The organism is Kribbella sp. NPDC104218 (assembly GCF_055584105.1).
This window is the reverse complement of the sequence record NZ_JBVJMQ010000001.1, coordinates 1,941,215-1,964,821: the sequence shown is the minus strand read 5'-3', so window position 1 is coordinate 1,964,821 and position 23,607 is coordinate 1,941,215. Positions and strand designations below refer to the sequence as shown.

21 protein-coding genes are annotated in these 23,607 nt (G+C 69.5%); 12 read left to right on the top strand and 9 right to left on the bottom strand.

Features of this window, described 5'->3' with window-relative positions:
- Window positions 1-2 precede the first annotated feature (2 nt).
- On the bottom strand, window positions 3-1,196 hold the full coding sequence (locus ACZ6ZD_RS09380; RefSeq protein ID WP_465670073.1) for an ATP-binding protein: 1,194 nt from the start codon (window positions 1,194-1,196) through the stop codon (window positions 3-5).
- 149 nt (window positions 1,197-1,345) lie between these two features.
- On the opposite strand from ACZ6ZD_RS09380, the gene ACZ6ZD_RS09375 reads away from it, so the two are divergent.
- Complete coding sequence (locus ACZ6ZD_RS09375; protein WP_465670071.1) at window positions 1,346-2,329, top strand: GTP pyrophosphokinase; 984 nt, start codon at window positions 1,346-1,348, stop codon at window positions 2,327-2,329.
- On the opposite strand, the gene ACZ6ZD_RS09370 is transcribed toward ACZ6ZD_RS09375, so the two are convergent.
- Window positions 2,300-3,721 (bottom strand): MFS transporter, encoded by a 1,422-nt coding sequence (locus tag ACZ6ZD_RS09370; RefSeq protein WP_465670069.1) that lies wholly within the window; start codon window positions 3,719-3,721, stop codon window positions 2,300-2,302. The genes ACZ6ZD_RS09375 and ACZ6ZD_RS09370 overlap by 30 nt on opposite strands.
- A gap of 139 nt (window positions 3,722-3,860) precedes the next feature.
- On the opposite strand from ACZ6ZD_RS09370, the gene ACZ6ZD_RS09365 reads away from it, so the two are divergent.
- The 3 genes from ACZ6ZD_RS09365 (at window position 3,861) to ACZ6ZD_RS09355 (ending at window position 9,256) form a co-directional block, all read left to right on the top strand.
- A complete protein-coding gene (locus ACZ6ZD_RS09365) occupies window positions 3,861-5,624 on the top strand; it encodes an ABC transporter transmembrane domain-containing protein (protein ID WP_465670067.1) in 1,764 nt (587 codons plus the stop codon).
- Complete coding sequence (locus tag ACZ6ZD_RS09360) at window positions 5,621-7,399, top strand: ABC transporter ATP-binding protein (protein ID WP_465670065.1); 1,779 nt, start codon at window positions 5,621-5,623, stop codon at window positions 7,397-7,399. Before ACZ6ZD_RS09365 ends, ACZ6ZD_RS09360 begins: the two co-directional genes overlap by 4 nt.
- 63 nt (window positions 7,400-7,462) lie before the next feature.
- A complete protein-coding gene (locus ACZ6ZD_RS09355) occupies window positions 7,463-9,256 on the top strand; it encodes a S9 family peptidase (protein ID WP_465670063.1) in 1,794 nt (597 codons plus the stop codon).
- On the opposite strand, the gene ACZ6ZD_RS09350 is transcribed toward ACZ6ZD_RS09355, so the two are convergent.
- From ACZ6ZD_RS09350 to ACZ6ZD_RS09335, 4 genes are all read right to left on the bottom strand, one after another.
- Window positions 9,219-10,145, bottom strand: coding sequence for a S66 peptidase family protein (locus ACZ6ZD_RS09350; protein WP_465670061.1), 927 nt, complete (start codon window positions 10,143-10,145; stop codon window positions 9,219-9,221). The genes ACZ6ZD_RS09355 and ACZ6ZD_RS09350 overlap by 38 nt on opposite strands.
- On the bottom strand, window positions 10,142-10,630 hold the full coding sequence (locus ACZ6ZD_RS09345) for a hypothetical protein (RefSeq protein WP_465670059.1): 489 nt from the start codon (window positions 10,628-10,630) through the stop codon (window positions 10,142-10,144). Before ACZ6ZD_RS09345 ends, ACZ6ZD_RS09350 begins: the two co-directional genes overlap by 4 nt.
- Window positions 10,631-13,927 carry a phosphodiester glycosidase family protein gene (locus tag ACZ6ZD_RS09340; protein ID WP_465670057.1) on the bottom strand — a complete coding sequence of 1,099 codons (3,297 nt, stop codon included), beginning with the start codon at window positions 13,925-13,927 and terminating at the stop codon, window positions 10,631-10,633.
- Between the two features lie 85 nt (window positions 13,928-14,012).
- Entirely contained in the window at window positions 14,013-14,336 is a 324-nt protein-coding gene (locus tag ACZ6ZD_RS09335) for a rhodanese-like domain-containing protein (RefSeq protein WP_465670055.1), read from the bottom strand.
- 143 nt (window positions 14,337-14,479) lie between these two features.
- Here ACZ6ZD_RS09335 and ACZ6ZD_RS09330 point away from each other — a divergent pair, with 143 nt between their 5' ends.
- The 3 genes from ACZ6ZD_RS09330 (at window position 14,480) to ACZ6ZD_RS09320 (ending at window position 17,938) form a co-directional block, all read left to right on the top strand.
- Entirely contained in the window at window positions 14,480-15,451 is a 972-nt protein-coding gene (locus ACZ6ZD_RS09330; protein ID WP_465670053.1) for a trypsin-like serine peptidase, read from the top strand.
- A gap of 88 nt (window positions 15,452-15,539) precedes the next feature.
- A complete protein-coding gene (locus tag ACZ6ZD_RS09325) occupies window positions 15,540-16,397 on the top strand; it encodes a hypothetical protein (protein ID WP_465670051.1) in 858 nt (285 codons plus the stop codon).
- Window positions 16,398-16,501: 104 nt separating this feature from the next.
- Window positions 16,502-17,938: a hypothetical protein gene (locus tag ACZ6ZD_RS09320; RefSeq protein WP_465670049.1), complete on the top strand. Its 1,437-nt coding sequence runs from the start codon at window positions 16,502-16,504 to the stop codon at window positions 17,936-17,938.
- Window positions 17,939-18,007: 69 nt separating this feature from the next.
- Here the strand turns inward: ACZ6ZD_RS09320 and ACZ6ZD_RS09315 are convergent, their stop codons facing one another.
- Complete coding sequence (locus ACZ6ZD_RS09315) at window positions 18,008-18,865, bottom strand: Fpg/Nei family DNA glycosylase (RefSeq protein WP_465670047.1); 858 nt, start codon at window positions 18,863-18,865, stop codon at window positions 18,008-18,010.
- Between the two features lie 103 nt (window positions 18,866-18,968).
- On the opposite strand from ACZ6ZD_RS09315, the gene ACZ6ZD_RS09310 reads away from it, so the two are divergent.
- Entirely contained in the window at window positions 18,969-19,115 is a 147-nt protein-coding gene (locus ACZ6ZD_RS09310) for a hypothetical protein (RefSeq protein WP_171674436.1), read from the top strand.
- A gap of 24 nt (window positions 19,116-19,139) precedes the next feature.
- Here the strand turns inward: ACZ6ZD_RS09310 and ACZ6ZD_RS09305 are convergent, their stop codons facing one another.
- Entirely contained in the window at window positions 19,140-19,385 is a 246-nt protein-coding gene (locus tag ACZ6ZD_RS09305) for a hypothetical protein (protein WP_465670045.1), read from the bottom strand.
- Between the two features lie 71 nt (window positions 19,386-19,456).
- Here ACZ6ZD_RS09305 and ACZ6ZD_RS09300 point away from each other — a divergent pair, with 71 nt between their 5' ends.
- Together ACZ6ZD_RS09300 and ACZ6ZD_RS09295 are read left to right on the top strand one after the other, a co-directional pair.
- On the top strand, window positions 19,457-20,410 hold the full coding sequence (locus ACZ6ZD_RS09300; protein ID WP_465670043.1) for a GlxA family transcriptional regulator: 954 nt from the start codon (window positions 19,457-19,459) through the stop codon (window positions 20,408-20,410).
- 150 nt (window positions 20,411-20,560) lie between these two features.
- Window positions 20,561-21,658 (top strand): acyltransferase family protein, encoded by a 1,098-nt coding sequence (locus ACZ6ZD_RS09295; protein ID WP_465670041.1) that lies wholly within the window; start codon window positions 20,561-20,563, stop codon window positions 21,656-21,658.
- Here ACZ6ZD_RS09295 and ACZ6ZD_RS09290 read toward each other — a convergent pair.
- Complete coding sequence (locus ACZ6ZD_RS09290) at window positions 21,655-22,149, bottom strand: SDR family NAD(P)-dependent oxidoreductase (RefSeq protein ID WP_465670040.1); 495 nt, start codon at window positions 22,147-22,149, stop codon at window positions 21,655-21,657. The genes ACZ6ZD_RS09295 and ACZ6ZD_RS09290 overlap by 4 nt on opposite strands.
- Before the next feature lie 64 nt (window positions 22,150-22,213).
- Between ACZ6ZD_RS09290 and ACZ6ZD_RS09285 the strand changes: the two genes are divergently transcribed.
- The gene (locus tag ACZ6ZD_RS09285) at window positions 22,214-22,846 is read left to right on the top strand and encodes a TetR/AcrR family transcriptional regulator (protein ID WP_465670038.1); all 633 of its coding nucleotides are present in this window, start codon (window positions 22,214-22,216) and stop codon (window positions 22,844-22,846) included.
- A gap of 83 nt (window positions 22,847-22,929) precedes the next feature.
- Window positions 22,930-23,601 (top strand): SDR family NAD(P)-dependent oxidoreductase, encoded by a 672-nt coding sequence (locus tag ACZ6ZD_RS09280; RefSeq protein WP_465670036.1) that lies wholly within the window; start codon window positions 22,930-22,932, stop codon window positions 23,599-23,601.
- Window positions 23,602-23,607 lie beyond the last annotated feature (6 nt).

Here is a 23,607-nt window from a genome sequence, read left to right as displayed (position 1 = left end):
TGTCAGGCCGTCCGGGTCCGGAGGAACTTACCGAAGTGCGGGACGGTGAAGGCCACGGTGCCACGCTCGGCGGAGAAGACCAGCCCCTTCTTGATCAGCCCGTCGCGCGCCGGCGAGAGGGACTGCGGTTTGCGGTTGAGCGTGCTGGCGACCTCGGCCGTCGGCACGGAGCCGTCGTCCGCGGCGATGCCCAGCTCGGCCATCGCGCGCATGTACTCGCGCTCGGCCGGAGTGGCGCGCTCGTACCGGGAGCCGAAGAAGCCGACAGTCAGCTCGGCCGACGCCTCGGGGCCGGCGACGGCGACGTCCTTGATGGTGATGGGCGAGGTGGGCGCGTGGTCCCAGGTCGCGTGCGCGAACGCTTGGACGAAGTACGGGTAGCCGTCGGTCTGCGCGTAGAGCTCGTCCAGCGCCTCTTCGTCGTACTGAACGCCCTCACTCTCGGCCGGGACCATCAGAGCGCGGTCACACGCCTCCCGCGCCAGCCGGTCGACGCGTACGTAGCGGAAGAGCCGCTCGGAGTACGACTTACTGGCCGACAGGACGGCGGGCAGATGCGGCAGGCCGGCTCCTACGACGACCAGCGGCGCGCTCTGCTGGGAGATCTCGTGACAGGCGGCGCAGAGCGCGGACAGGTCGTCGGCGCTGATGTCCTGCATCTCGTCGATGAACAGACCGACGCCGACAGAGAGGTCCCCGGCCAGGTCGGCCGCATCACTGAACAGCTCGATCAGGTCCATCTCGAGGTCACCGGAGTCCGCACGGCCTTTTGCCGCGGCCACATCGACCGGCGGGTGCCAGCGGATGCCCTTGCGGTCGTTGGCCGCGGTGCGCAGCGCGAACGCCTTCAGCACGGCGCTGAAGCGGTCCACGCGCTCTTCGTCGCGATGCCGGTGCCCCAGCTCGCGCATCGCGGTGTGCAGCGCCTGCGCGATCGGAAGCCGGATGCTCTGCTCCGGCCGGGCCTCGATCTTCCCGGTGCCCCAGGCGCGTTTGATGGCCTGGCTGCGCAGAGTGTTCAGCAGGACGGTCTTACCGACGCCGCGGAGCCCACTGAGGACCAGACTCCGCTCCGGCCGGCCTGCGGCGACCCGTTCGAGCACTACCTCGAACTGCCGCACCTCGGTGTCGCGTCCGGCCAGCTCAGGCGGCCGCTGACCGGCGCCGGGCGCATAGGGATTCCGGATCGGATCCATGCTGTCACTGTATGAGCCCGTCTAGTGTTTTCCGTAGATTGACACGTCAGGAGATCTTCGTGTCGCGAGGACGTTCTACAGCTTTCTAGGACAAACCCTAGATTCGCCTAGACACCCCGAGTCACTGGCCGGACCACTATCGTGCGGGCATGTACGAACGGGCCCATCAGCAGTACGTCGGCGGCGCGCGCAAACTCGAGGCGCTGATCAACGAGCTGATCGGCGAGGAAGAGGGCATCAACTACCTCAGCGCCACCGCGCGGGCCAAGGACCCGGAGTCGTTCCTGGCCAAGGCGACCAAACCGCACCCGGACGACCCGGGCCGGCCGAAGTACGACGATCCGCTGAACCAGATCACCGACCTGGTCGCGGCCCGGATCATCACCTTCCTGGTCGAGGCCGTGGACCGGGTCTGCGAGGTGATCGAGGCCGAGTTCGAGATCGTCGAGCACACCGACATGGGCGCGCACACCCGGGCCCAGGGCGTCTTCGGGTACGCCAGCAAGCACTACCTGGTCCGGCTGAACGCGCATCGGCGTGAGCTGCCGGAGTACGCCGTCCTGAAGAACCTGGTGATGGAGATCCAGGTCCGGACGGCGGTCCAGCACGCGTGGGCCGAGTTCGAGCACGACATCCGGTACAAGCTGGACATCCCGCCGGACCGGAAGCCCGAGTTCGACCGGCGGTTCCTGCTGGCCGCAGCGCTGATGGAGCTGGCCGACAACGAGTTCACCGAGATCGACCGGCTGTACCGCGAACTGGCCGCCGCTGCGGTGGACAAGACGCCACTCGACCTCACTACGGCGACGCTGACGACGTACCTGACCCGTCGCTACCCGGACGCGCCGCACGCCAAGACCAACCACTACGCGTGGGTGCTCGGCATCCTCGACCGGATGGGCATCAGCACCGAGGAGCAGCTCACCGACCTGCTGGCTGGCATCGACAGCACAGCCGTTCAGGCAGCGATGACGCACCGGTTCCCGGCCGGCACAGTGCGGCGGCTGGACGACGACCTGCTCGCTGCGCGCGGTTCGGAGTACATCGACCTGTTCCCGACCGAGGAGCGGCGGCAGAAGATTCTGCGCGGCCGGCTGAAGGCGCTAGGCCGGGCTGGTATCGCCGAAGCTTGAGCCGGCGGTCCGCCGCGCCCACGCGGTAGTGGTGATCAGACCGAGCGCCAGGACCATGAGGCCGCAGCCGATGATGATGAACCAGTAGAGCCGCGCAGCCGGGACGAAGCCGCTCTCGAGCGGCCCGACCAGCCGCGCGGACAGTACCGTCCCGGCGATGGCCACCCCGAGGGATGCGCCGACCTGACGACTCGTCGAGGCCACTGCGGCCGCGACACCGGCCTGGGCGCGTGGCATCCCCGAGACGGCGGTGTTCGTGATCGGTGCGTTCAGCATGCCGAAGCCGACGCCGAAGACCAGGTACCCGGCCGCCAGCACCACGAGTGTGGTCGATCCGGTCAGCTGGGAGAGGATCGCGCCGGAGGCGGCCAGCATCGTCCCGGCGACGACCAGCGGCAGTCGCGGACCGCGGTGCCCGACCAGCCAGCCGGAGATCGGCGAGAAGACCAGTGTCATCGCGGCCATCGGCAGCGTCAGCAGGCCTGCGTGCAGCGCGGAGTAGCCACGCACCGACTGTAGGTAGAGCGAGTTGAGGAAGAGGAACCCGGAGAGCGCGGCGAAACCGGCCACTGCGATCAGAGTGGCGCCGGAGAACGGCGCACTGCGGAAGAAGCGCGGATCGAGGAGCGGCTGCGCGCGGCGACGCTCGTAACCGACCAGCGCGATCAGCGCGACCACAGTGAGCCCGAAGCAGCCCAGAATCGGCGGCGAGCCCCAACCGAGGGGCCGGCCCTCGATGATCCCGTAGGTGAGGCCACCGAGCAGCAGGACGACGAGCACCTGGCCGACCGGGTCCATCCGGCGCGGGACCGCGGCCCGCGACTCCGGTACGAACAGCGCGGTCATGACGACGGCCGCGATGGTCACCGGCACGTTGATCCAGAAGATGAATCGCCAGCCGAGACTCTCGACCAGCGCGCCGCCCACAGCCGGGCCGACCGCCATGCTCAGCCCGACGACGCCGCCCCAGACGCCGATCGCCTGCGCGCGCTCGCGCGGATCGGTGAAGGTGTTGGTGATGATCGACATCGCCACCGGGTTCATCATCGAACCGCCGACGGCCTGCAGCATCCGGAAGACGATCAGCAGCTCGACGGTCGGCGCCAGCCCGCAGAGCAGCGACCCGAGGCCGAACACGACCAGACCGGCCTGGAACGTACGCCGCCGTCCGACCCGGTCCGCCGTCGAACCCGCCACCATCAGCAAGCTGGCCAGCACCAGCGTGTAGGCGTCGACGGTCCACTGCAGCTCGGACACCGAGGCGCCCAGCTCGGCGCGGACGGTCGGCAGCGCCAGGTTCACGATCGTCAGATCGAGACCGACGATGAACAGGCTGCTACAGCAGATCCCGAGGACCAGTAACCGCCGCCGGCGGCTGAGCTGCGCATCCATTACGGCTGAATGTACTCCGGGTGCCGCCCACGCCTCGAAAAAGGTTTGACGGGCTGTCGGCGGGCCCGCCTAGTGTTGAGGTATCCGCCTGGTCAGGTGCCTCTTCTCTTACCCTTCTATGCCTTGTTTGTGAGACGTCATGTCCCTGCGCCTCATTCCGTTCGCCGACCCGGGTGTGCCGGACACCCGATCCGGCCTCCGACTCATTCTCTGGCTCGAGCACCAGCAGCTGCGCGGCCAAGCGCTCGCCGTCTTCTGGGGTTTGCTGTTCTTCGGCGGGATCGCCGCCGCGCCGGTCGCGGTCGGGATGGCCGTCCAGGCCGTCATCGACCGGTCCTGGCCGAAACTCATCCTGTCCGGCGTCCTGCTGCTCGCGTTCGGCGCGGCCAAGGCCGGCTCGGACGCGTTCTTCCACCGCGCCGTCGTCACCAACTGGATCAGCACCGCGGCGCGCCTGCAGCAGCTGCTGTTCCGCAAGGCCTCCGAGCTGGGCTCGCTGCTGACGCGGCGGATCGCGGCCGGCGAGGTCGTCGCGGTGAGCAGCGGCGACGTCGAGAAGATCGGCTGGTTCGTCGAGGTGCTCGGCCGGTTCACGGCCGCGCTGCTGACGTGCTTCGCCGTCGTCATCGGCCTGCTGTTCTACGAGCCGCAGCTGGGGCTCGTGGTCGCCATCGCCGTCCCTGTGCTGGCGTTCTCGATCGTCCCGCTGATGGCCCCGGCGGAGCGCCGCGCGGACGCGCAGCGTGCCAAGGGCGGCCGGGCGACCGAGCTGGCCGCGGACACCGTGGCCGGTCTGCGCGTGCTGCGCGGTATCGGCGGTGAGCAGCTGTTCCTGGAGCGCTACCGCTCCGCCTCCCAGGAGTACCGGGCCAGCGCGGTCCGCAGCGCGCGGATGTGGTCGCTGATCGCTGCGCTGCAGGTGCTGCTGTTCGGCCTGTTCCTGGTGCTGATCGTGTGGATGGGCGTCGGCATGGTCACGTCCGGCCGGATCACGGTCGGCGAGCTCGTCACGACGTACGGGTTCATCACGTTCATGCTCGTCCCGTTGCACACGTTCGAGGAGACCGCGAGCGCGTTCATCTTCTCGAAGGTGTCGGCGCGCCGGGCCGCGCGCGTGCTGTCGCTGCAGCGCACCGACGCGACCAAGGGCACTGCCGAGGCGCAGCTGCCCGAGGGCGATCTGAACGACCCCGTCTCGGGGCTGCAGATTCCGGCCGGTTCGTTCACCGCGGTGGTGTGTGGCGATCCGGATGCGGGCGGTGAGCTGGCCGACCGGCTCGGTGGCCACAGCCCGAACGCAGTGGACGGCGAGGCGTCGGTCCTGCTCGACGGCGTCGCGCTGGACGACCTGCCGCTGGAGTCCGCGCGCACTGTCGTTCTGGTGCAGGACAAGGAGCCGGTGCTGCTGTCGGGCACAGTGCGCGAGCTGTTCGACGTACCAGCCAGCGGTCTGGTCTCTCCGGACAACGCGCTGGAGGCCTCGCAGTGCGACGACATCCTCGACGTCCTGCGGCAGACGCTGCCGGCCGGTACGTCGGATGCGATGGAGGCCGTGCTGACCGAGCGTGGGCGCTCGCTGTCCGGTGGGCAGCGGCAGCGCGTCGCGCTGGCTCGCTCGCTGTACGTCGATCCGCAGGTGCTGGTGCTCGACGAGCCGACCAGCGCGGTCGACGCGCATACCGAGGCGCGCATCGCGGACGGTCTGCGGTTCCTGCGGGCCGGCCGGACGACTGTGGTGTTCACGTCCAGCCCGCTGATGCTGGACCGGGCGGAGCGGGTGGTGTTCGTGCCGGATGGTCGCGTCGACGCCATCGGCACCCACCACGAGCTGGTGCACACCAACTCGCGGTACCGCGCGGTCGTGACCCGTGAAGACGAACCAACTCTCGAGGAGTCGGTGTGAAGCCCCCTCTGTTCGATCCAGCGGCGCCGACCGAGGTGGTCCGGCTGCCGGTGGCAGGTAGCGCGACCGTGCGCGCCTATGTGAAGACGCTGTTCCGTCGGCACCGCCGGGCGTTCGCCTGGCTGACCGTGGTGAACGCGGTGGCCGCCCTGAGCGGCATGGTCGGGCCCTGGCTGCTCGGCAACGTCGTGCAGAAGCTGTCCGACGGCCAGACCGAGGTCGGGCTGCCGTACGTCGTGCTGGGCTTCGTGATCGCGCTCCTGGTGCAGACCGTGTTCGTGCGGATGACCAGGTTGCGCGGCGCGGTCCTGGGCGAGGAGATGCTGGCCGACCTCCGCGAGGACTTCCTGGTCCGCGCGGTCGGGCTGCCGCCGGGCGTGCTGGAGCGCGCGGGAACGGGTGACCTGCTGTCCCGGATCACCACCGACATCGACCGCCTCTCGCACGCCATGCGGGATGCGGTGCCGCAGCTGACCATCGCGGTCCTGTGGGCGTCGCTGCTGATCGGCGCGCTGATCGTGACCGCGCCGCCGCTCGCGGTGGCCGTGGTGATCGCGGCGCCGATCCTGATCATCGGCGGCCGGTGGTACTTCCGGCGCGCGCCGCAGTCCTACCGGTCCGAGGCCGCGGGGTACGCCGCCGTCGCTTCGGGCCTGGCCGAGACGGTGGACGCCGGCCGCACGGTCGAGTCGCACCGGCTCGGCAGCCGGCGGATCGCGATGGGCGACACCCGGATCGGTCAGTGGGTCGCCTGGGAGCGGTACACGCTCTACCTGCGGATGGTCCTGTTCCCGGTGATCAACATGACCCACACGGTCGCGCTCGCGGCAGTGCTGGTGATCGGCGGCGGTTTCGCCCTGCAGGGCTGGATCACCGTCGGCGCGCTCACCACGGGTGCGCTGTACATCCAGATGCTCGTCGAGCCGGTCAACATGATGATCCGCTGGTACGACGAGCTCCAGGTGGCCCAGGTGTCGTTGGCCCGGTTGGTCGGCGTCCGCGAGGTCGAAACGGCGGAGTCGGCCGAGGAGAAGGAGCCGAACGGCCGCACGGTGCTGGCCGATGAGGTGCGCTTCGGCTACCTCGAAGGGCGCGACGTACTGCACGGCGTGACGCTCCAGGTCCAGCCTGGTGCGCGCGTCGCGCTGGTCGGGCCGTCCGGCGCGGGTAAGTCGACGTTGGGCCGATTGCTGGCCGGCATCTACTCGCCGCGCGTCGGTGACATCACGCTGGGCGGTGCCGCGCTCGACAAGATGTCAGCTGAGCAGGTGCGTAGTCATGTGGCCCTGGTCAACCAGGAGCACCACGTGTTCGTCGGCAGCGTTCGGGACAACCTGCGGCTGGCGCGGACGGATTCGACCGACGCCGACCTGTGGGCCGCGTTGCGGTCAGTGGATGCCGACGGCTGGGTGGCGGGCTTCGACAACGGGCTCGACACCGAGGTCGGCTCCGGTGGCGTCTCGCTGACGCCAGCGCAGGCGCAGCAGGTCGCGCTGGCCCGGCTGGTGCTGGCTGATCCGCACACCCTCGTCCTGGACGAGGCGACCTCACTGATGGACCCGCGCGCGGCTCGACACCTGGAGCGGTCGCTCGCAGGTGTGCTGGAGGGCCGCACGGTCGTCGCCATCGCCCACCGGCTGCACACTGCCCACGACGCGGATGTGATCGCCGTCGTCGAGGACGGTCGCATCGTCGAGCTGGGCGGTCACAACGAGTTGGTCGATGCCCAAGGCCCCTATGCGGCCTTGTGGCACTCCTGGCACGGCGACCGCTGACTGCACCAAGAGGCAGGCCCGACGGCCTGCCTCTTGGGCCCAGCGCGTGTGAGGATGGAGAGCGTGCTGACCACGCTGTTCTCGCTGCCCACCACCCAGGCTCTCGACGTCGACACCGAAGGCCGGCTCCTCGTCCTGTACGACGGGACCGGCACCCGCCAGATCAACGAGATCGCTCCGGACGGCACCTGGCGCGCGCTGACCGACTCCGCGGACCACTGCGCCTTCGCACAGTTCGTACCGGACAGCCGGCTCGTGATCGTCGATCACCACAGCGGCGGCAGTGAGCTCAGCCAGCTGTCGGTGCTCGACCTCGACGAGCCCGGGCTCCCCACCCTGCGACCGTTGGTGCACGACCCGGCGTACGTCAACAGTCTGGTCGCGGCCAAGCCCGGTCGGGTGCTGTACCTGACGAACCGGCGGAACAACGTCGACTTCGACCTGATCGTTCACGAGCTCGCTACCGGCGCGGAGACCGTCCTGTACAACGGCGGCGGCTGGGTCATGCGAGTCAGCAGCTCCCCCGACGACCGCTGGGTGGTGCTGAGCCTTGCCAGTGCCGTGGCGAACTCCATCCAGCTGTTGCTGGTCGAGACCGCCACGCAGACCATCACCACGATCACTGCGGCCGATGCCGACAACGACCAGACCGCCGTCTCGTGGCTGCCGGACTCCAGCGGTTTCCTGGTGTCGACCAATGCGGACCGCGAGCGGATGGCGATCCGGCGCTACGACCTCGACACGGCGACGTGGAGCGACGTCCTGGTCGACAGCGAGCGCGATGTGGCCGGCTGGGTCGCGCCTGACGCAGAGAACCTGTTGGTCGGGACGCTGGCGGACGGCGCCGTGACGCTGGCGCTGCACCGACTCAAGGACGGTGCCAGGCTCGCACCGCTGGATCTGCCGGCCGGTGGGTGTGCTGCCGTCACCATGATGATGTTCGACCCGATCTGGTCGGCGGATGGCTCGTTTGCCGCTTTCACCTACCAGTCCCCGGTCAGCCCGCCGACGGCGTACCGATTCGTCGCTGCGACGCGTGAGCTGGTCGCACTGCGACCGGAGGACGCTCCTGACGTACCTGAGCTGCCGGAGCCAGAGAGCGTGCGGGTGCCGTCGTTCGACGGCGAGCTGATCCCAGCGTTCGTCTACCGGCCGATGGGCACCGACCTGGGCTCGGCCGTCATTCACATCCACGGCGGTCCGGAGCTGGCCGCGATGCGGGTCTGGAGCCCGATCGTCGCGGCGCTGACCGCGGAGGGGCACACGGTCGTCGTTCCGAACGTGCGCGGCTCGTCCGGCTACGGCAAGCGCTGGTACAAACTCGACGACCGCGAACTGCGGCTGGACTCGGTGCGGGACCTTGCCGCGATCCATGCCTGGTTGCCGACGATCGGCGTCGATCCGAAGCGGACCGCGCTGTTCGGCGGCTCGTACGGCGGTTACATGGTGCTGGCCGGGCTCGCGTTCCAACCCGAGCTGTGGGCTGCCGGGGTGGACATCGTCGGGATCGCCTCGCTGACCACCTTCCTGGAGAACACGTCGCCGTACCGGCGGGCGACCCGCGAACGGGAGTACGGCTATCTCGCGACCGATCGCGCGTTCCTGGCCGCGGCGAGCCCGCTGACGCGGGTCGACGACATCCGCGCGCCGCTGTTCGTCATCCACGGCGCCAACGACCCGCGGGTGCCGCTGTCCGAGGCCGAGCAGATCAGCTCCGCGCTGGCGAAGCGCGGCGTGCCGTGCCAGCTACTCGTCTACCCGGATGAGGGGCACGGGCTGGTGAAGCTGGTCAACCGGCTGGACGCCTACCCGCGGGCGTTCAGCTTCCTGCGGGAGCACCTGGCCACTGCGCGGTAAGCGTCGCGGCCGTCGCGTCGAGCCGGACCGGCAGCCCGAGCGGTACGGCGAGGTTCAGGTCTTCGTGGCCGACGGCGGCGCCTTCGATCATCGGCACTCCGAGCGGTTCGAGGCGTTCGCGGATGACATCGGCGGCGAGTCCCTGGTCGTCGGACTCGCTGAAGTCACCGATGACCACGCCAGTCACCTGGTCGAACCAGCCGGCGCGGAGCAGCTGGGTGAGCATCCGGTCGATCCGGTAGCCCTGCTCGCTGACGTCCTCGAGGACGACGATGCCGGCCGGCGGCGCGTACGTCGGCGTACCGATGCTGGTTACGAGCAGAGCGAGGTTGCCGCCACGCAGTACGCCGTCCGCAACACCAGCGACGACAGTACGGGCGCCGCGGGGCGCCAGTAGGTCGGTGACGCGCTCTGGTGTGAACAGCAGGTCGTGCAGGCGCTCTCGGCCGTCTACTACGCCCAGCTGCTCGACAGCGGCGGCCATTGGGCCGTGGATCGTCACCAGGCCGCGGGCGTTCAGGGGCTCGTGCAGGGCAGTGATGTCGCTGAAACCGACGAACCACTTCGGTACGGCGACCAGCTCGTCGAAATCGACCGCGTCGAGCATCCGCTGCACGCCGTACCCGCCCCGCGCGCAGAACACCGCAGCGAACCGCTCATCAAGCCACGCCGCGCGGAAGTCGTCCGCGCGCGCGTCGTCACCAGCGGCCAGGTAGTCGAACCGGTCGTGCCCAGCCAGCACCGACGGCAGCACCTCAACCTCAAGCCCCCAAGCCTCGAGGTGTTGGCTGCCCTGCTCCAGCCGATCGGCCCGAATCCGCCCGGACGGCGCCACCACCGCAACCCGGTCACCTACACGCAACGCCCGCGGAACGATCGGTTCAATCACTGGGAAGACGCTACTCGAACTTGGGCCCACGGTCGGCGGGTGCGGATCAGGAAGCCGAGGAGCAGCAGCACGAGCAGTGCGGCGCCGCCGTCCGTCACGATCGACGGCAGCGCGCCGACCGGGCCGAGGCGGTCGATCGAGGCCTCGAACATCTCCGGCGGGACGGCGACCACTCCGATCGCCTGGGTGAGGTTGACGGCGACCACAAGCCAGAACAGCCAGCTCTGCTTGCGGCGGCGGAGAGCGAGCACGCCGGCCGCGTTGCCGAGGATGTACAGGCAGCCGACGATCCGGAAGCCGGTCAGGAAGCCGGGGGCACTCGTCTCGGCGTCGGCCGGCGCACGACCGGCCAGCACCATCATCCGCACCAGCGTCTCGTGGTTGACGATCCAGAAGTTCTGCAACGTGGTGCCGAGTGTGAACACGAGCGAGCACACACCCACGATCACCTGTAGCCGCGGCGTCCACCGCGTCTCGGTCAGCACCTACCAACTCACCTTTAGCTTCGAGCTCTTCGTCACTCCGTTCACCGTCACCCGCAGCTCGCCGGTGCCCGGCCGAAGCGCGGTGAGCTTGCCCGTCGCCGGGTCGAACGCAGCAACAGCCCAGAACGGCGCGGTTGCAGCCGACCCGACATGCAGTTGCAGCGAGCCGCTCCAGTCGGCCGACACCGGGAAGGCGACCGGCACCCGACGACCGTCCTGTACGACGGTGGCCGACGCGGCCGCGACTTCGCCACGACGCAGGTTTGTCGGGGCTGCCAGCTCAAGAGAGTCCACGTGCGGCCGGAACTCGAGCTGCAACCAATCGGACTTAGGTGCGATGCCTACTAGGGCCCAGCCGGTGAAGCCGCCTTCGTTGGGGGCGGCGGAGGGGCCTTTGCCGGCGTTGCCGGTGAGGGGGAGGAGGACGCCGTCGGTGCGGGTGGCGGCGAAGGTGCCGGCGTGGGCGGCCAGGTAGGCGGCGCCTTTGCCGGTGGTTCTGCGGAAGTCGGCTAGCCAGTTGACGAGGAGGGCTGCTTCTTTGCGGTCGGACAGTTGGGAGTTCTGGGTGGGGGACGGGTCGTTGACGGGGTGGTGGGCGAGGACGACGACGTTGCGGATCGCGCGGGTGCGGGCGGCGTCGTCCAGCTGGGCCTTGAGGTCGAGGATCTGGGCGAAGCTGCCGGCGCGGAAGGAGCCGAGCGAGGAGTCACGCAGGACGAAGCGAGTGCCCTTGTGGTCGAAGGTGCTGGTCGGCGGGCCGAAGACCTTGGTCCACTCGGAGAGATCACCGGGGCCGTAGGTTTCGTGGTTGCCGGGGACGTAGTGGACGGGCAGCCGACCGGCGACCTCCTCGTCGAGGATGCGTTTGGCCAGCGCGATATCCGGGCCGAAGGCGCGGTCGACGAAGTCGCCGTTGATGATCAGGAAGTCCGGCCGCTGGGCGAGGACCTCACGGATCGTCCGCCGGGCCTGCTGGACGATGTCGGAGTCCGGGTTGTCGGCGGTGAACTGCGCATCCGACATGACGGCGAACTTCCAGCCGCCGGTCACCGAGCCGTCGGTGACGACCATCGGGTCGATCACCTTCGCGGGCGGCGCGATCGTCACCGGCGGCGCGCTGCGCAGAGTCAGGTCGTCGATGATGATGCGGCCCGAGTACTGCCGCGTCGGCACCGTCTCCACCACGTAGATCCGCCAGAACCGCAGCGGCGTCGCCAACCCCGGCGGGATGTCGGCCTCGACGTACTTCCAGCCGACCCAATCGACGGCAGCCGCCAGGTTCAGCGTCTGCGCGGAACCACCGCCGGCGGCGTACGCGTTGGCCCGCAGCCAAGCGCCCTTGCCGTCGCCGTAGACCCACGCGCCGAGCTTCTGCGGTTGACCGGGCAGCGTCTGCTGCGGAGTCTGCGCGAGGTACGCCGCCCGCGTCGCGGTACTGCCCGTCAGCGAGTAGTCGAGCGCGATCGCCTGCCCGCCGTCATGTCCCTCGGCGGCCGACCGGGACGCCGTCGCCGCCCCCGCCGGGACGGCGTTCGCGGCCCACTTCGTGACGTCGTCGAGCTCGTCCACCACGGTCGATGCCAGCCCCGACGTCACACTGAGCTGCGTCGACAGCGACCCGACGGTCGCGGTCACCACCGCCGACACCGCGTCGTCACTCAACGCGTTGACCTCGAACCCATTGCCTTTAGCAACAACCTTGACGAGCGCCGGATCGTAGGCCAGCTTGACATCCCGCGGCTCGACCCAGGTTCCGAACCCGTCCGCGTCGTACCCGTCGATCTCGAAGAAACCCTTCGCCGCGGAATCCGCCAGCGAGACCTGCCGGGTGGACGGCGCCAGCCGGATCGGCGTCCCGAGCACCGTCATCGGAAACCTCCCGTTCGCCGTGCCACGCGCCGCCGTGACGACTACGTCCCCGCCCCGCCGACCGGTGACGACGCCGCGCTGATCGACCCGCGCCGCACTCCCTGCAAACCAGTGCGGCGTCCCGGACGCCGGCGCGTACGTCTCGTCATGCCCACTCGCGGCAAGCACCCGGCTGAGCCCGGTCAGCACGCGTGAGCTGCGCGAGAGGTCGGCGTCCGGTGTCGCGGCCGCCGTGCCGAGCGCCTCGACCCGGAAGCCCTTCAGCTTGCCGGAGCCCTTCACCGGCAGCAGACCGAGCCCGTTCGGGATGACCCGCTCACCGCCGTCCGAGGTGGCGTTGACGACCTGCGGCGCGGCCTTGCCCGGCGTCCGCGCGAGCATTGTCGACGAACCGCCGCCGTCCAGATTCAGGGCGTCGTCGGCGCCGAGGCCGATCATCAGCTGGCCCATCTCCTTGAGCGACAGCCCGCGCGATCCGGTCGCTCGGCCGTCGACGGTGAGCAGGATCATCCGCTTCCCGGCCGCGTCGAAACCGATCGCCGTCCGCGGCGCGAGGTCGGCGTCCGGTACGTCGGCCGGCACCTGCCCGTCCTTGGCCAGCGGGACGTTACCGCTGATCCCAACCGCGACCGCGGACGCGTCCGGCCGGACGCCGTACTCGACGTCGACCTTCTCACCGACTTCGAATGCCTCCAGCGCGACGGCTCCCGCGTCCCGGCCGATCAGGGCTTGCTCGTTGGCCGCCAGGGCCGTCGTACCGGGAGCCGCAGCCGACGAGACGACCACGCCGTCCCGCAGCACGACCTCACGAACGGACTGGACGCCGTCGACGGTCCGGCCGCGGGCGACCTCACCCCACTCGGGGGTGTAGAGGCCGATCCCGCCGGCATCGACGGACGGCGAGTTCAGGTTGGTCAGCGCGAGTTTGGCGGCGTCGTCGTCGGTCGCCGTCCCCTGCAGGAAGAGCTGGGCGATCCGGCCGAGGCCGTCCTTGCCGATCACCGCGGTGTCGTTGTGCCCGGCGGCCGGCGCGTTGATCAACCGGCCGCTCTGCTCGATGCCGACGCCGAGCGGCGCGGTGGTGTCGTTGATATCGAAGAAGTCGCCGTTCACGCCGGCGATCGCGCCCTTGCGGGCGAGCTGCTGACTGAGCGGCGTACCGCCGGAGACCTTGCCGGTGTTGACGTAGTCGACCGTCACGCCGCGCTTGCCGAGATCCGTCGTGAGCAGGTCACCGCGCAACCAGCCGCGTGGGTCGAGCCGCTCGAACGCGGTGTAGGTGACGCCGGGCGCGACCGGGCTGTCGTGGCGACTGGCGACGACGCCGTCACCGGCCAACCCCGGATCGGCGGACGCCGGGCTGACTGCGACTCCGGCGAGCAGGGCGCCGAGCGCCAGCGCGGTACCGGCAGGACGGACGAGCGACACGGGAGCCTCCCAGATTGGACACCGGTGACAAAGTAACGTCACCGATGCCCAAGCGGAAGGTTTTCTTCCCGAACGAAAGGTGAAATCAGTCGGTGCTGACCGGGCGCCCGGCGGTCTGCCAGGCGTGCATGCCGCCGTCCAGGTTGATCGCCTCGCGACCGACCGAGTTCAGGAACTGGGTGGCCATGCCGGACCGGCCGCCGACCGCGCAGACGCAGAGCACCTTCTGGTCGTTCGGCACCTCACCGACCCGCTCCTGCAGGTCGCCGAGCGGGATGTGGGTAGCGCCCTCGATGTGACCGCGGGCCCACTCGTCCGGCTCCCGGACGTCCAGCACGAAGGCCTCCGCGAGCAGGGCGTCGTCGAGCTCGGCCACGACGACCGAGGGGATCTGCTGATTCTGGAACATGCCCTGATGATGTCAGACCTCACAATTGCTCACATTCGAGCCGTTGCGTCGAGAGAGCGCTTGCCCTCTACTGGGCGTGACCGGTCCTGTGAGAACAGTGACCGAATCGACTCTGTTACCGCCCCGATAGAGGAGAGCTCGTCATGCGTAATCCCATGCCCAGATTCGCCCGGCTGCTCGTCGCCGGCGTCCTGATCAGCGGTGGCGCGGTGGCCACCGCGGTCGCGGCCCCGATGCCGGACGCCGCCCCGAACACCGCCGCGACGTCGTCGGTCCAGGCGCCGGCGAATCCGTCCAAGGTTCCGGCCGGCGCGATCGAAGCGACCGGCTACTGGACCGCCGAGAAGATGGCCAACGCCATTCCGTACGACATCGCCGTCGACAAGGCCGGCCCCGCGAGCAAGACCGCCGACACGTCGAGCGGCGTCGCGTCGCACCCGGTCGCGCCGAAGCTCCGCGGCCCGAACGCCGACCCGGTCCCGAGCACCGCGGGCAAGCTGTTCTTCACCAAGAACGGCGCGAACTACGTCTGCTCGGCGTCCACGATCAACAACAACTACAAGAACCTGATCGTCACCGCCGGCCACTGCGTGCACAGCGGCGCGGGTGGCGGCTGGCACGCGAACTTCGTCTTCGCACCGGCCTACTACAACGGCAACTCCGGGTACGGCGCCTACAACTGGAGCAACGCCCGCACGTTCAACTCGTGGATCAACAGCAGCGACTTCAGCCACGACCAGGCGTTCATCACGCTGCAGAAGCGCAACAACGTGAACGTGGTGGACGCCGTCGGCGGTAACGGCCTCGTCTGGGGCAACGGCCGCAGCCAGGCCAACACCCGCATCTGGGGCTGGCCGGCCGAGCCGCCGTACAACGGCCAGGTGCCGTACTACTGCGACGGCAACACCTACGCCTGGGGTTCGACCGACGCTGCGCTGCCTTGCACGATGAACGGCGGCGCCAGCGGCGGCCCGTGGCTCAAGGACCGGATCAACCAGAACCTCGGCTACGTCTGGGCCGAGACCTCCCGCCGGACGACGAGCGGCACCCCGACCCTGCTCGCGACGCCGAACTCGGCCGACGTGAAGGCCATGTTCGATCTGATGACGACTTAAGCGTTTGCCAATGGGCACCTATCCGGCGGGCTGCTGACTCCGAAGAGATCTTGTCAGCAGCCGACGACCAGCTGGGGAGGTGCCGCGCATGACCGTCCGACGACGTTGGTCGCGTTGCGCGGTTCTTCTGGGCGGCAGCCTTGCCGGTGCCGCCGCCGCGCTGATCTTCTCCACGTCGCATGCTGCCGCCGCGCCGGATCCTTCCGGCTCGGCGGCATCCGGCGTTCGGTCAACGGTCCGGCTCGCGACCCACGACGTGGTTCGTCCGGTCGTCAAGGACGTGGTGCACCCGGTCGTCAAACCTGTCGTGCGGGATGCGGTCCGGCCGGTCGTCAAGCCGGTGATTCGGGACGTCGTCCGGCCAGTGGTGAAGCCAGTGGTGCGCGATGTCGTTCGGCCAGTGGTGAAGCCGGTGGTGCGGGACGTCGTTCGGCCGGTGTTGAAGCCCGTCGTGCGCGACGTCGTGCGCCCGGTCACCGACCGGGTCCGGCCCATCGTGCCGACCGACAAGCCCGCGCAGCCGGTGCTGACCGAGAGCAAGCGAGCCGCCAGTCCTGAGATCAAGCGGCTCCCCAAGGGGCGGAGCGCCGAACCAGTTGCCGTCAGCAGGGTGACGACGACCAGGTCCAGCGCCCCGACCTCCGACCGGCAGCCGTCGGCGAACCCCAAGTCCGCTGTGGTCAAGCAGCTGTCAGCAGCACCCCTCCAGCAGGTGCTGGGCATCAGCGGAACCCTTCCCGATCAGGCGCCTCAGCCGTCGGCTCCGGGAGTTCCCGGCAGCCCGGTCCAGGTGACCTCGTCGAGTTCGAGCGCCGGCGCCGCGAAGAAGTACGCCGTACTTCCGCAACCGATCGAACAGCGCTTCCGCGTCACCGGTCCAGTCCGGGACGCCGTGGCACCGCTCGGCTCGCGCCCCGCGGGCCTTCCGGTCACCACCCCCGACTGAATTCTTCCGTTTCACTGCGCGACCGGCCCCAGCGGCCGGAGCAGGCCCGGTGTGCCCTTCGGGCATTCCGCCACCGAAACGCATCGAACGGAAGGCAATACCTCATGAACGTGTGGGTCAAGCGATCCCTCAGCACCGCCGCAGTGGCCGGTGGCCTCTTCTTCGCCGGCGCGGCCGTCGCGCACGCCGACACCGGCTCCGCGGACCACGAGGGTCTCCTCGGCGGCAAGGCGTCCGCACCGATCGAGGTCGGTTCGATCGACCTGGGCGTGCAGAGCTCGTCCTCGTCCAGCCACAGCTCGACCGTGTCGCACACCGGCAAGAAGGGCACGACGACCAGCACCAAGCAGTCGACGAAGTCCACCAAGGACTCGATCGGCCTGAGCACCGGCAAGATCACCGCCGACCCGACGGCCACGCTGAAGAGCGTCACCCGTTCGACCGCCCACCGCTCGGACAGCAAGGTGAGCGGCAAGCAGTCGCAGCACACCAAGGGCTCGATCAAGTCGCCGATCTCCGTCGGCGGCCTGAAGGTCACCGGGCAGCACGAAGAGACCTCGACGAGCGCGGAGAAGGTCACCCGCTCCGGCAAGCACGGTACGTCGGTCAGCGAGCGCCGTACCGTCCGCGGCTCGAAGACCGGCGGCTCCCTGGAGACCGGCTCGATCACCCTGAACCCGAACGGCACCATCGACACCCGCCAGGTCGCCGGTGGCACCGCTGACCGGCGCGGCAACAGCACGATCTTCTCGCACTCCGCGACCGACGCGGCCGGCTCGCTGCCGATCTCGTTCGGTGGGCTGAAGGCGCAGGGCTGGTCGGACACCTACTCGCTCGACTACAGCAAGCAGAAGTCGACCGGCAAGCACGGCAGCCGGACCGAAGAGCGGTCCGACGAGCGTGCGACGCACACCGGCGCGGGCGTCGAGGTGGGCCGGCTGGTGGCCGACCCGCAGGCGGCGCTGAGCGACCGTCGCTCGTTCCTGGGCACGACCGACCGGCACGGCCGGTACGCCCTGATCTCCGACCAGGCGACCACCGGTTCGCTGTCCGCACCGTTCAAGTTCGACGGCGTGAGCGGCTTCGTCACCTCCCAGCAGGCCTCCCGGAAGATCCGGGCGACCGAGGTCGCGAACCACCACCGGACGGTCCGCAAGATCGTCACCGACGAGTCGGCGTCCAGCCAGACGATCGCCGGTCACTCCGGCGCCGTCACCGGCAACCCGTCGCTCGACTTCGCCGACCACCGCTCGAGCCTGATCGCCAGTGACCGGCACTCGACCATCGTGCGCAAGGACCACGACGGCTACGCGACGTACGCGTTCCCGTACGCGTACGACGGCTTCGGCGTGGCCGGCGACTTCGCCAACGCCTCGCGGCGCTCGGTGATCGACCAGGTCGCCGACCGGGACGGTGTCACCACTCGCACCGAGACCGACCAGCACGCGAACCGCACGCTCCCGGCGTACAACTTCGAGGGTTTCCGCGGCGCGCCGCAGGGTGACTTCGAGTTCGCCAAGCTGTTCCAGCTGATCAAGTAGTTCATCGGCAGGCCCCGCCCCGGGTCGACACTCGGGGCGGGGCTTGCTGCTGTTGACGAAAGCCCGGAGCTATTTGAGCAGTTTGGACAGGCGCCGGTCGGCCAGCGGCTTACCACCGGTCTGACAGGTCGCGCAGTACTGCAGGGAGGAGTCGGCGAAGCTGACCTCGCGGACGATGTCACCGCAGACCGGGCATTTCTGCCCCGTCCGCCCGTGCACCCGCAGGCCGGACTTCTTCTCCGACTTCAGATCCTGGACGGCGAGGCCGGCCGAGCGATCGACGGCGTCCTGCAGGGTTTCGCGCATCGCGTCGTACAGCGTTCGCAGCTCGTCGTCGGTCAGATTCGACGCGGGTTTGAACGGGCTCATCTTCGCGACATGCAGGATCTCGTCGGAGTAGGCGTTACCGATCCCGGCGATCACCGACTGGTTGCGCAGCACGCCCTTCAGCTGCACCCGGCCGGCCTTCTTCAGGATCGCGCCGAACTCCTCGATGGACAACGCGAACGGCTCCGGGCCGAGGCGCGCGATCCCCGGCACCTCGGCCGGGTCGCGGACGACGTACACCGCGAGCTTCTTCTGCGTACCGGCCTCGGTCAGGTCGAAGCCGGAGCCGTCGTCGAACGCCGTCCGCAACGCGATCGGGCCCTTCCCCGGGCGGATCAGCGCCGTGGACTGCTCGTCGCGCCAGCGCAGCCAGCCGGCCCGGGCCAGGTGGATGACCAGATGTACGCCCTGGGCGGAGAAGTCGAGGAACTTGCCATGGCGCTGGACGTCGTCGATCAGCAGCCCGACCAGCGCCGAGACCGGCGGGTCGTACGTCTTCAGCGCGCTGATCGCGGTGATGTCCGCGCGCACGAACGCCCGCCCGACGGCGCGCTCCCGCAGGAACACCGCCAGCGACTCGACCTCCGGCAACTCAGGCACGTCTCCAGTGTGCCCGATACCAGGGACAGTTTCGGGTTGTCACCCATGGAGACAGGTTGCCCAGGTCGCTAGTGTCGACGGTAAGTAGAAGAAGGAGGCCCCGATGGGAGGCTTGGTGAAGAACCTGATCAAAGGCGCTGTCGTCGCCAAGGTGGTGCAGATTGCCCAGCGCGAGCTGAGCAAGCCGCAGAACCAGCAGAAGATCAAGCAGGCGTTCCAGAAGCTCCAGCAGCAGCGCCGCTCGCACTAGGAGACGCGCTCCAGGGGCCTTGCGTCAGGCGGCGTGCCGGCCGTGATGCATCCGCGCGACGTGGATGCGGCGGACGGCCGCCGGGGTCGTGGTGGGCTTGTGCGTGAAGGGCTTGGCCGCGCCGCCGAGGGCGAGCAGGTCGAGCTTGGTCCGGGCCAGGTCACGGTCGTCGGGGGAGCCCTGCAGGTCGGCGGGGTGCCGACGGTGGCTGACCTCGAGCGCCGCGATCACGGCCAGTACGAGTACGGCGAGAACAACGAGTCCGGTCATGGCAGTAATCTTGCTATGGATGAGATTCCGCCACCATTGGCAGACTTGACATAGTTCGATAAATTACTGCCATGCTGCACAAGGTCGCCGTGGTGTTGATGGAGGACGTCGCGCTGTTCGAGTTCGGCGTGGTCTCCGAGGTGTTCGGGATCGACCGCACCGACGACGGCGTCCCGGCGTTCGATTTCAAGGTCTGCTCGACCCGGCCGGGCCAGGCGCTCCGCACCAGCAGCCACTCCGCGGTCATCGCGCCGTACGGGCTGGAGGAGTTGCAGGACGCCGATCTGATCGCGCTGCCGGCGACGACCTGGCGGCACGCGTACGACGAACGCATCCTCGAGGCGCTCCGCCAGGCGGAGGCGCGGGGGGCCATCCTGCTGACGGTCTGCTCCGGCGCTTTCGTGCTCGGTGCGGCCGGGCTGCTCGACGGCCGGCCCTGTACGACGCACTGGCGGTACGTGGACCAGTTCGAGGCGCAGTTCCCGCTGGCCAAGCTGGATGCGGACGTGCTGTTCGTCGACGACGGCAACATCATCACCAGCGCCGGCACCGCGGCCGGTATCGACGCCTGCCTGCACCTGGTCCGCCGCGAGCTGGGCAGCGCGGTCGCCACGCGGATCGCGCGCCGAATGGTCGTACCGCCGCAGCGCGACGGCGGCCAACGCCAGTACGTCGACGTCCCGGTTCCGGAGTCCTCTGGCGAGAGTCTGCAGCCAGTGCTGGACTGGATGGTCGACAACCTGATCACCGAGCACACCGTGCCCGCACTGGCCCGGCGGGCTCAGATGTCGGAGCGGACGTTCGCCCGGCGCTTCGTCGCCGAGACCGGCACGACTCCGCTGAAGTGGGTGACCACGCAGCGCGTACTGCGCGCCCGGACGCTGCTGGAGCAGACGCGGATGGGGATCGAACAGATCGCGGCGGAGTCCGGCTTCGGCACGGCCGCACTGCTGCGACACCACTTCCGCCGCGTGGTCGGCGTACCGCCGCAGGACTACCGGCGTACCTTCCAGACCGCTGGTTGAAACCTCTGAGTGACTTGTTGCACACGATTTGCGACGACCCCCGGGGCTCCCACTAGGATGGAATTATCACAGGGGGGTAACGGGTACAGGTAGCGGTATCCGGGGGTAACGGCCGAAAAGATCGGCGAGTCGAGCGAAGCTGGAGCACTTGTGACCACGCCTGCCCCGCCCCGGGTCAGAACGTCCCGTCAACCCCTGTCCTCCCGCCGCCTGAGCTGGGACGTCGTCCGCGTCCTCGCCGTCCTGGCGGTCGTCTTCACCCATACGACGTACATGGGCCCCTTCCTGCATCCGGAGCTCGGCGCGCCGTTCGGCACGCATCCGTTCCAGGTCGGCGCGAGCATCCTGCTGGTGATCAGCGCGTACTTCATCTGCGTGACGGTCCGCAAAGGGTCGACGACGCGGTGGCTGTGGCGGCGGTTCGCCCGCGTGCTGCCGCCGTACCTGGCCGCGGTCGTCTTCACCTACACCGCGGTCGTACTGTTCGCCCCGCGGAACTGGATCCTGCCGACTCCGCACGACCTGTGGGCCAACCTGACGCTGACGACGGCCTTCGATCCGACAGTGCAGCTGATCGACGGCTCGTACTGGACGCTCCCGCTCCAGCTGATGGCTTTCGCGGCGGCGGCCTTCCTCTGGCCGCGCGGCGCCGGGAGCGGCCAGCGGATGACCGTCCTGCTGTGGGTGATGACCGTCGCGCCGGTGATCCTGCAGTGGCACGACCGCATCCTGCACAGCCCGCTCTGGGTGCAGCAGACCTGGAACGGGCTCGGCATCCACCGGCTGCAGCTCTTCGCGATCGGTATCGCCATCTGGCTCTGGTCGAAGCACCGGATGGGTGTCGTCCACCTGGGCGCGCTGCTGGTCGCGACCGTCTTCGCGCAGTCCGTCCACACCGAGGACCTGCCGTCGTCGCTGGGCATCGGCGTCCTGCTCGTGATCGTCGCCCTCGCCGCCCGCGGGCCGGACTGGACGTTCCTCGAGCCGATCCGGCGGCCGATCGAGTTCCTGGCCCGCATCTCGTTCGGCATCTACCTGCTCAACCAGGTGATCGGCTACCTGATCGCCTACCACCTGATGACGCTCGGGGCCGACCGCCTCGTCCAGATCGTCGGCTCGGTGGCCGGCGTGACCGTGCTGGCGTGGCTGCTGACCAGGTTCGTCGAGCAGCCGGCGTACCGCCTGCTGACCGCGCTCCAGCCGGTCCGCCGGCTCGGCTTCCGCGCGGTCGCCTGGCTGAATACCTAAGAAGTAATGGCTCTCGACCCAAGGTGCTGCAACGCCTTGGGCCGAGAACCAGCATGGGGGTGGGCGGCCGCGCCGGCGGGCACCAGCCGGAACGCCGGGCCGGGGGCCTGGAGCTCGGCGATGATCTCGTCGGCGAGGGCTACCGGGTCCGCCGCGAGGCCGGGGCGGACGATCGCGCCGGTGCCCTGGGCGCTCAGGTAGGGGAGGACGGCGTCCTCGATCCGGCGGTCGCCGGGACCGTTCACCAGGACGTCGATCCGGCCGTGATAGCCGATCGTCCGGGCCAGCACCTCGTCGAGGCGCGCGGGGTCGGCGGCGTCCAGGCCGAGGGCCTCGACCTGCAGGGGGTAGGCGGCGACCAGGTCGTAGACCGACTCCGGCTCCGCGGCGGCCGCGACCACGACGGCACCGGTTTCGGCCGCGGCAACCACGATCGCGGGCCCGGCGCCGACGTCGGCGCCGATCACGAACCACACCTTCGTCAAAGTCACCCCCAGAGACGCGCCGGACAGGACAAAGTCAGACTTTAGTCCAAGTTGGTGTAATAGTCTGCAAATGGACTCTGACTCGGCAAGTGCTCACTCGGCGACCCCTGCGCCGATGGGCCGGCGCGAGCGGAGCAAGGCCGCGCTGCGCCAGCGTTTGCTGGCCGCAGCGTTGGCCGCCTTCGTCGAGAAGGGCTACCACGCGGCGACCATCGACGAGATCGCCGAGCGGGCCGACGTGGCCCGGGCGACCGCGTTCAACCACTTCCCGCGGAAAGAGGACTTCCTGGTCGGGCTGATCGTCGACCGCCGGGTCGCCGTCCGGGAGCTGATGGCCAGACATCTCGCGGAGCCCGATCAGAGCGTGATCGACGCGATTCGCGGCGTCGTCCGCGAGCTCGGCCGCTGGTGGGACTCCAACCGCTCGGCCAATCAGGCGATGATGCGCGCCGTCCTGCACTCGGGCGTGATGGCCGTCTCCGGCTCGTATGCCAGCGGGCACATCTTCGGCCAGGCGATCGCCGACGGGCAGCAGCGCGGCGAGATCCGCGCCGACCTGGACCCGATCGCCGTCGGCAACCTGATCTTCGACGGCTACCTCGGCATCCTCTACCGCTGGGGTCTCGGCGAGGTCGACCTGCCGCTCGACCAGGCCTTCGACACCATCATGGACGTCGTGGTCGGGGACATTTCACCGCGGTAACGCACCGCTCGGCGCGCCGTCGGCCCGCACTCTCGGGCAGGCTTGGGTGGCAACCGCCCCGAAGCTTCACGAGGAGACGCCCTATGAGCAGAACGAGTCGCCGCGCGGTCCTGGGAGGCGCCGTGGCCACCGCGGCCGGGATCGCCGCCAGCGGCACCGCCCGCGCCACCCCCACCGGCCGCTTCGCCGGCCAGGTCGTACTGATCACCGGCGGGACGTCGGGAATCGGCGAAGCCACCGCCCGCGCCTTCACCGCCGCCGGCGCGAAGGTCGTCTTCGGCGGCCGCCGGGCCGCGCTGGGCCGCGAGGTCGAGCGCAGTATCCGCGCAGCCCGCGGCGAGGCGACGTACCTCGAGTCGGACGTCCGCGACCCGGCGTCCGTCCAGCACTTCGTGGACGGCGCCGTCCGCCGCTACGGCCGCCTCGACATCGCCTTCAACAACGCCGGCATCGCCGTCACCGGCGCCCTGCACGAGCTGGACGTCGCCCAATGGGACGACGCCGTGCAAACCAACACCCGCAGCCAGTTCCTAGCGATCAAACACGAACTGCCACACCTACTCGCGCAGGGCGGCGGCCACATCATCAACGTAGCCACCGCCACGCTGCCCGCACCGACGTATACCGCCCCCGGCGTCCGCATCAACACACTGCTGGTCGGCCCGACCACCACACCGACGGCCGCCGCGCGCACCGTCCTCGGCCTGACCGCCCCCGAGCTGGCGCAGCTGACCGGCGCCACGCTCCCCGCCTAGCCCGTA

Bases quoted from the DNA above. Each gene is read 5' to 3' on its own strand.
- ACZ6ZD_RS09380 (WP_465670073.1), bottom strand. From the start codon at position 1,196: ATGGATCCGATCCGGAATCCCTATGCGCCCGGCGCCGGTCAGCGGCCG.
- ACZ6ZD_RS09375 (WP_465670071.1), top strand. From the start codon at position 1,346: ATGTACGAACGGGCCCATCAGCAGTACGTCGGCGGCGCGCGCAAACTC.
- ACZ6ZD_RS09370 (WP_465670069.1), bottom strand. From the start codon at position 3,721: ATGGATGCGCAGCTCAGCCGCCGGCGGCGGTTACTGGTCCTCGGGATC.
- ACZ6ZD_RS09365 (WP_465670067.1), top strand. From the start codon at position 3,861: ATGTCCCTGCGCCTCATTCCGTTCGCCGACCCGGGTGTGCCGGACACC.
- ACZ6ZD_RS09335 (WP_465670055.1), bottom strand. From the start codon at position 14,336: ATGTTCCAGAATCAGCAGATCCCCTCGGTCGTCGTGGCCGAGCTCGAC.
- ACZ6ZD_RS09330 (WP_465670053.1), top strand. From the start codon at position 14,480: ATGCGTAATCCCATGCCCAGATTCGCCCGGCTGCTCGTCGCCGGCGTC.
- ACZ6ZD_RS09325 (WP_465670051.1), top strand. From the start codon at position 15,540: ATGACCGTCCGACGACGTTGGTCGCGTTGCGCGGTTCTTCTGGGCGGC.
- ACZ6ZD_RS09320 (WP_465670049.1), top strand. From the start codon at position 16,502: ATGAACGTGTGGGTCAAGCGATCCCTCAGCACCGCCGCAGTGGCCGGT.
- ACZ6ZD_RS09310 (WP_171674436.1), top strand. From the start codon at position 18,969: ATGGGAGGCTTGGTGAAGAACCTGATCAAAGGCGCTGTCGTCGCCAAG.
- ACZ6ZD_RS09305 (WP_465670045.1), bottom strand. From the start codon at position 19,385: ATGACCGGACTCGTTGTTCTCGCCGTACTCGTACTGGCCGTGATCGCG.
- ACZ6ZD_RS09300 (WP_465670043.1), top strand. From the start codon at position 19,457: ATGCTGCACAAGGTCGCCGTGGTGTTGATGGAGGACGTCGCGCTGTTC.
- ACZ6ZD_RS09285 (WP_465670038.1), top strand. From the start codon at position 22,214: ATGGACTCTGACTCGGCAAGTGCTCACTCGGCGACCCCTGCGCCGATG.
- ACZ6ZD_RS09280 (WP_465670036.1), top strand. From the start codon at position 22,930: ATGAGCAGAACGAGTCGCCGCGCGGTCCTGGGAGGCGCCGTGGCCACC.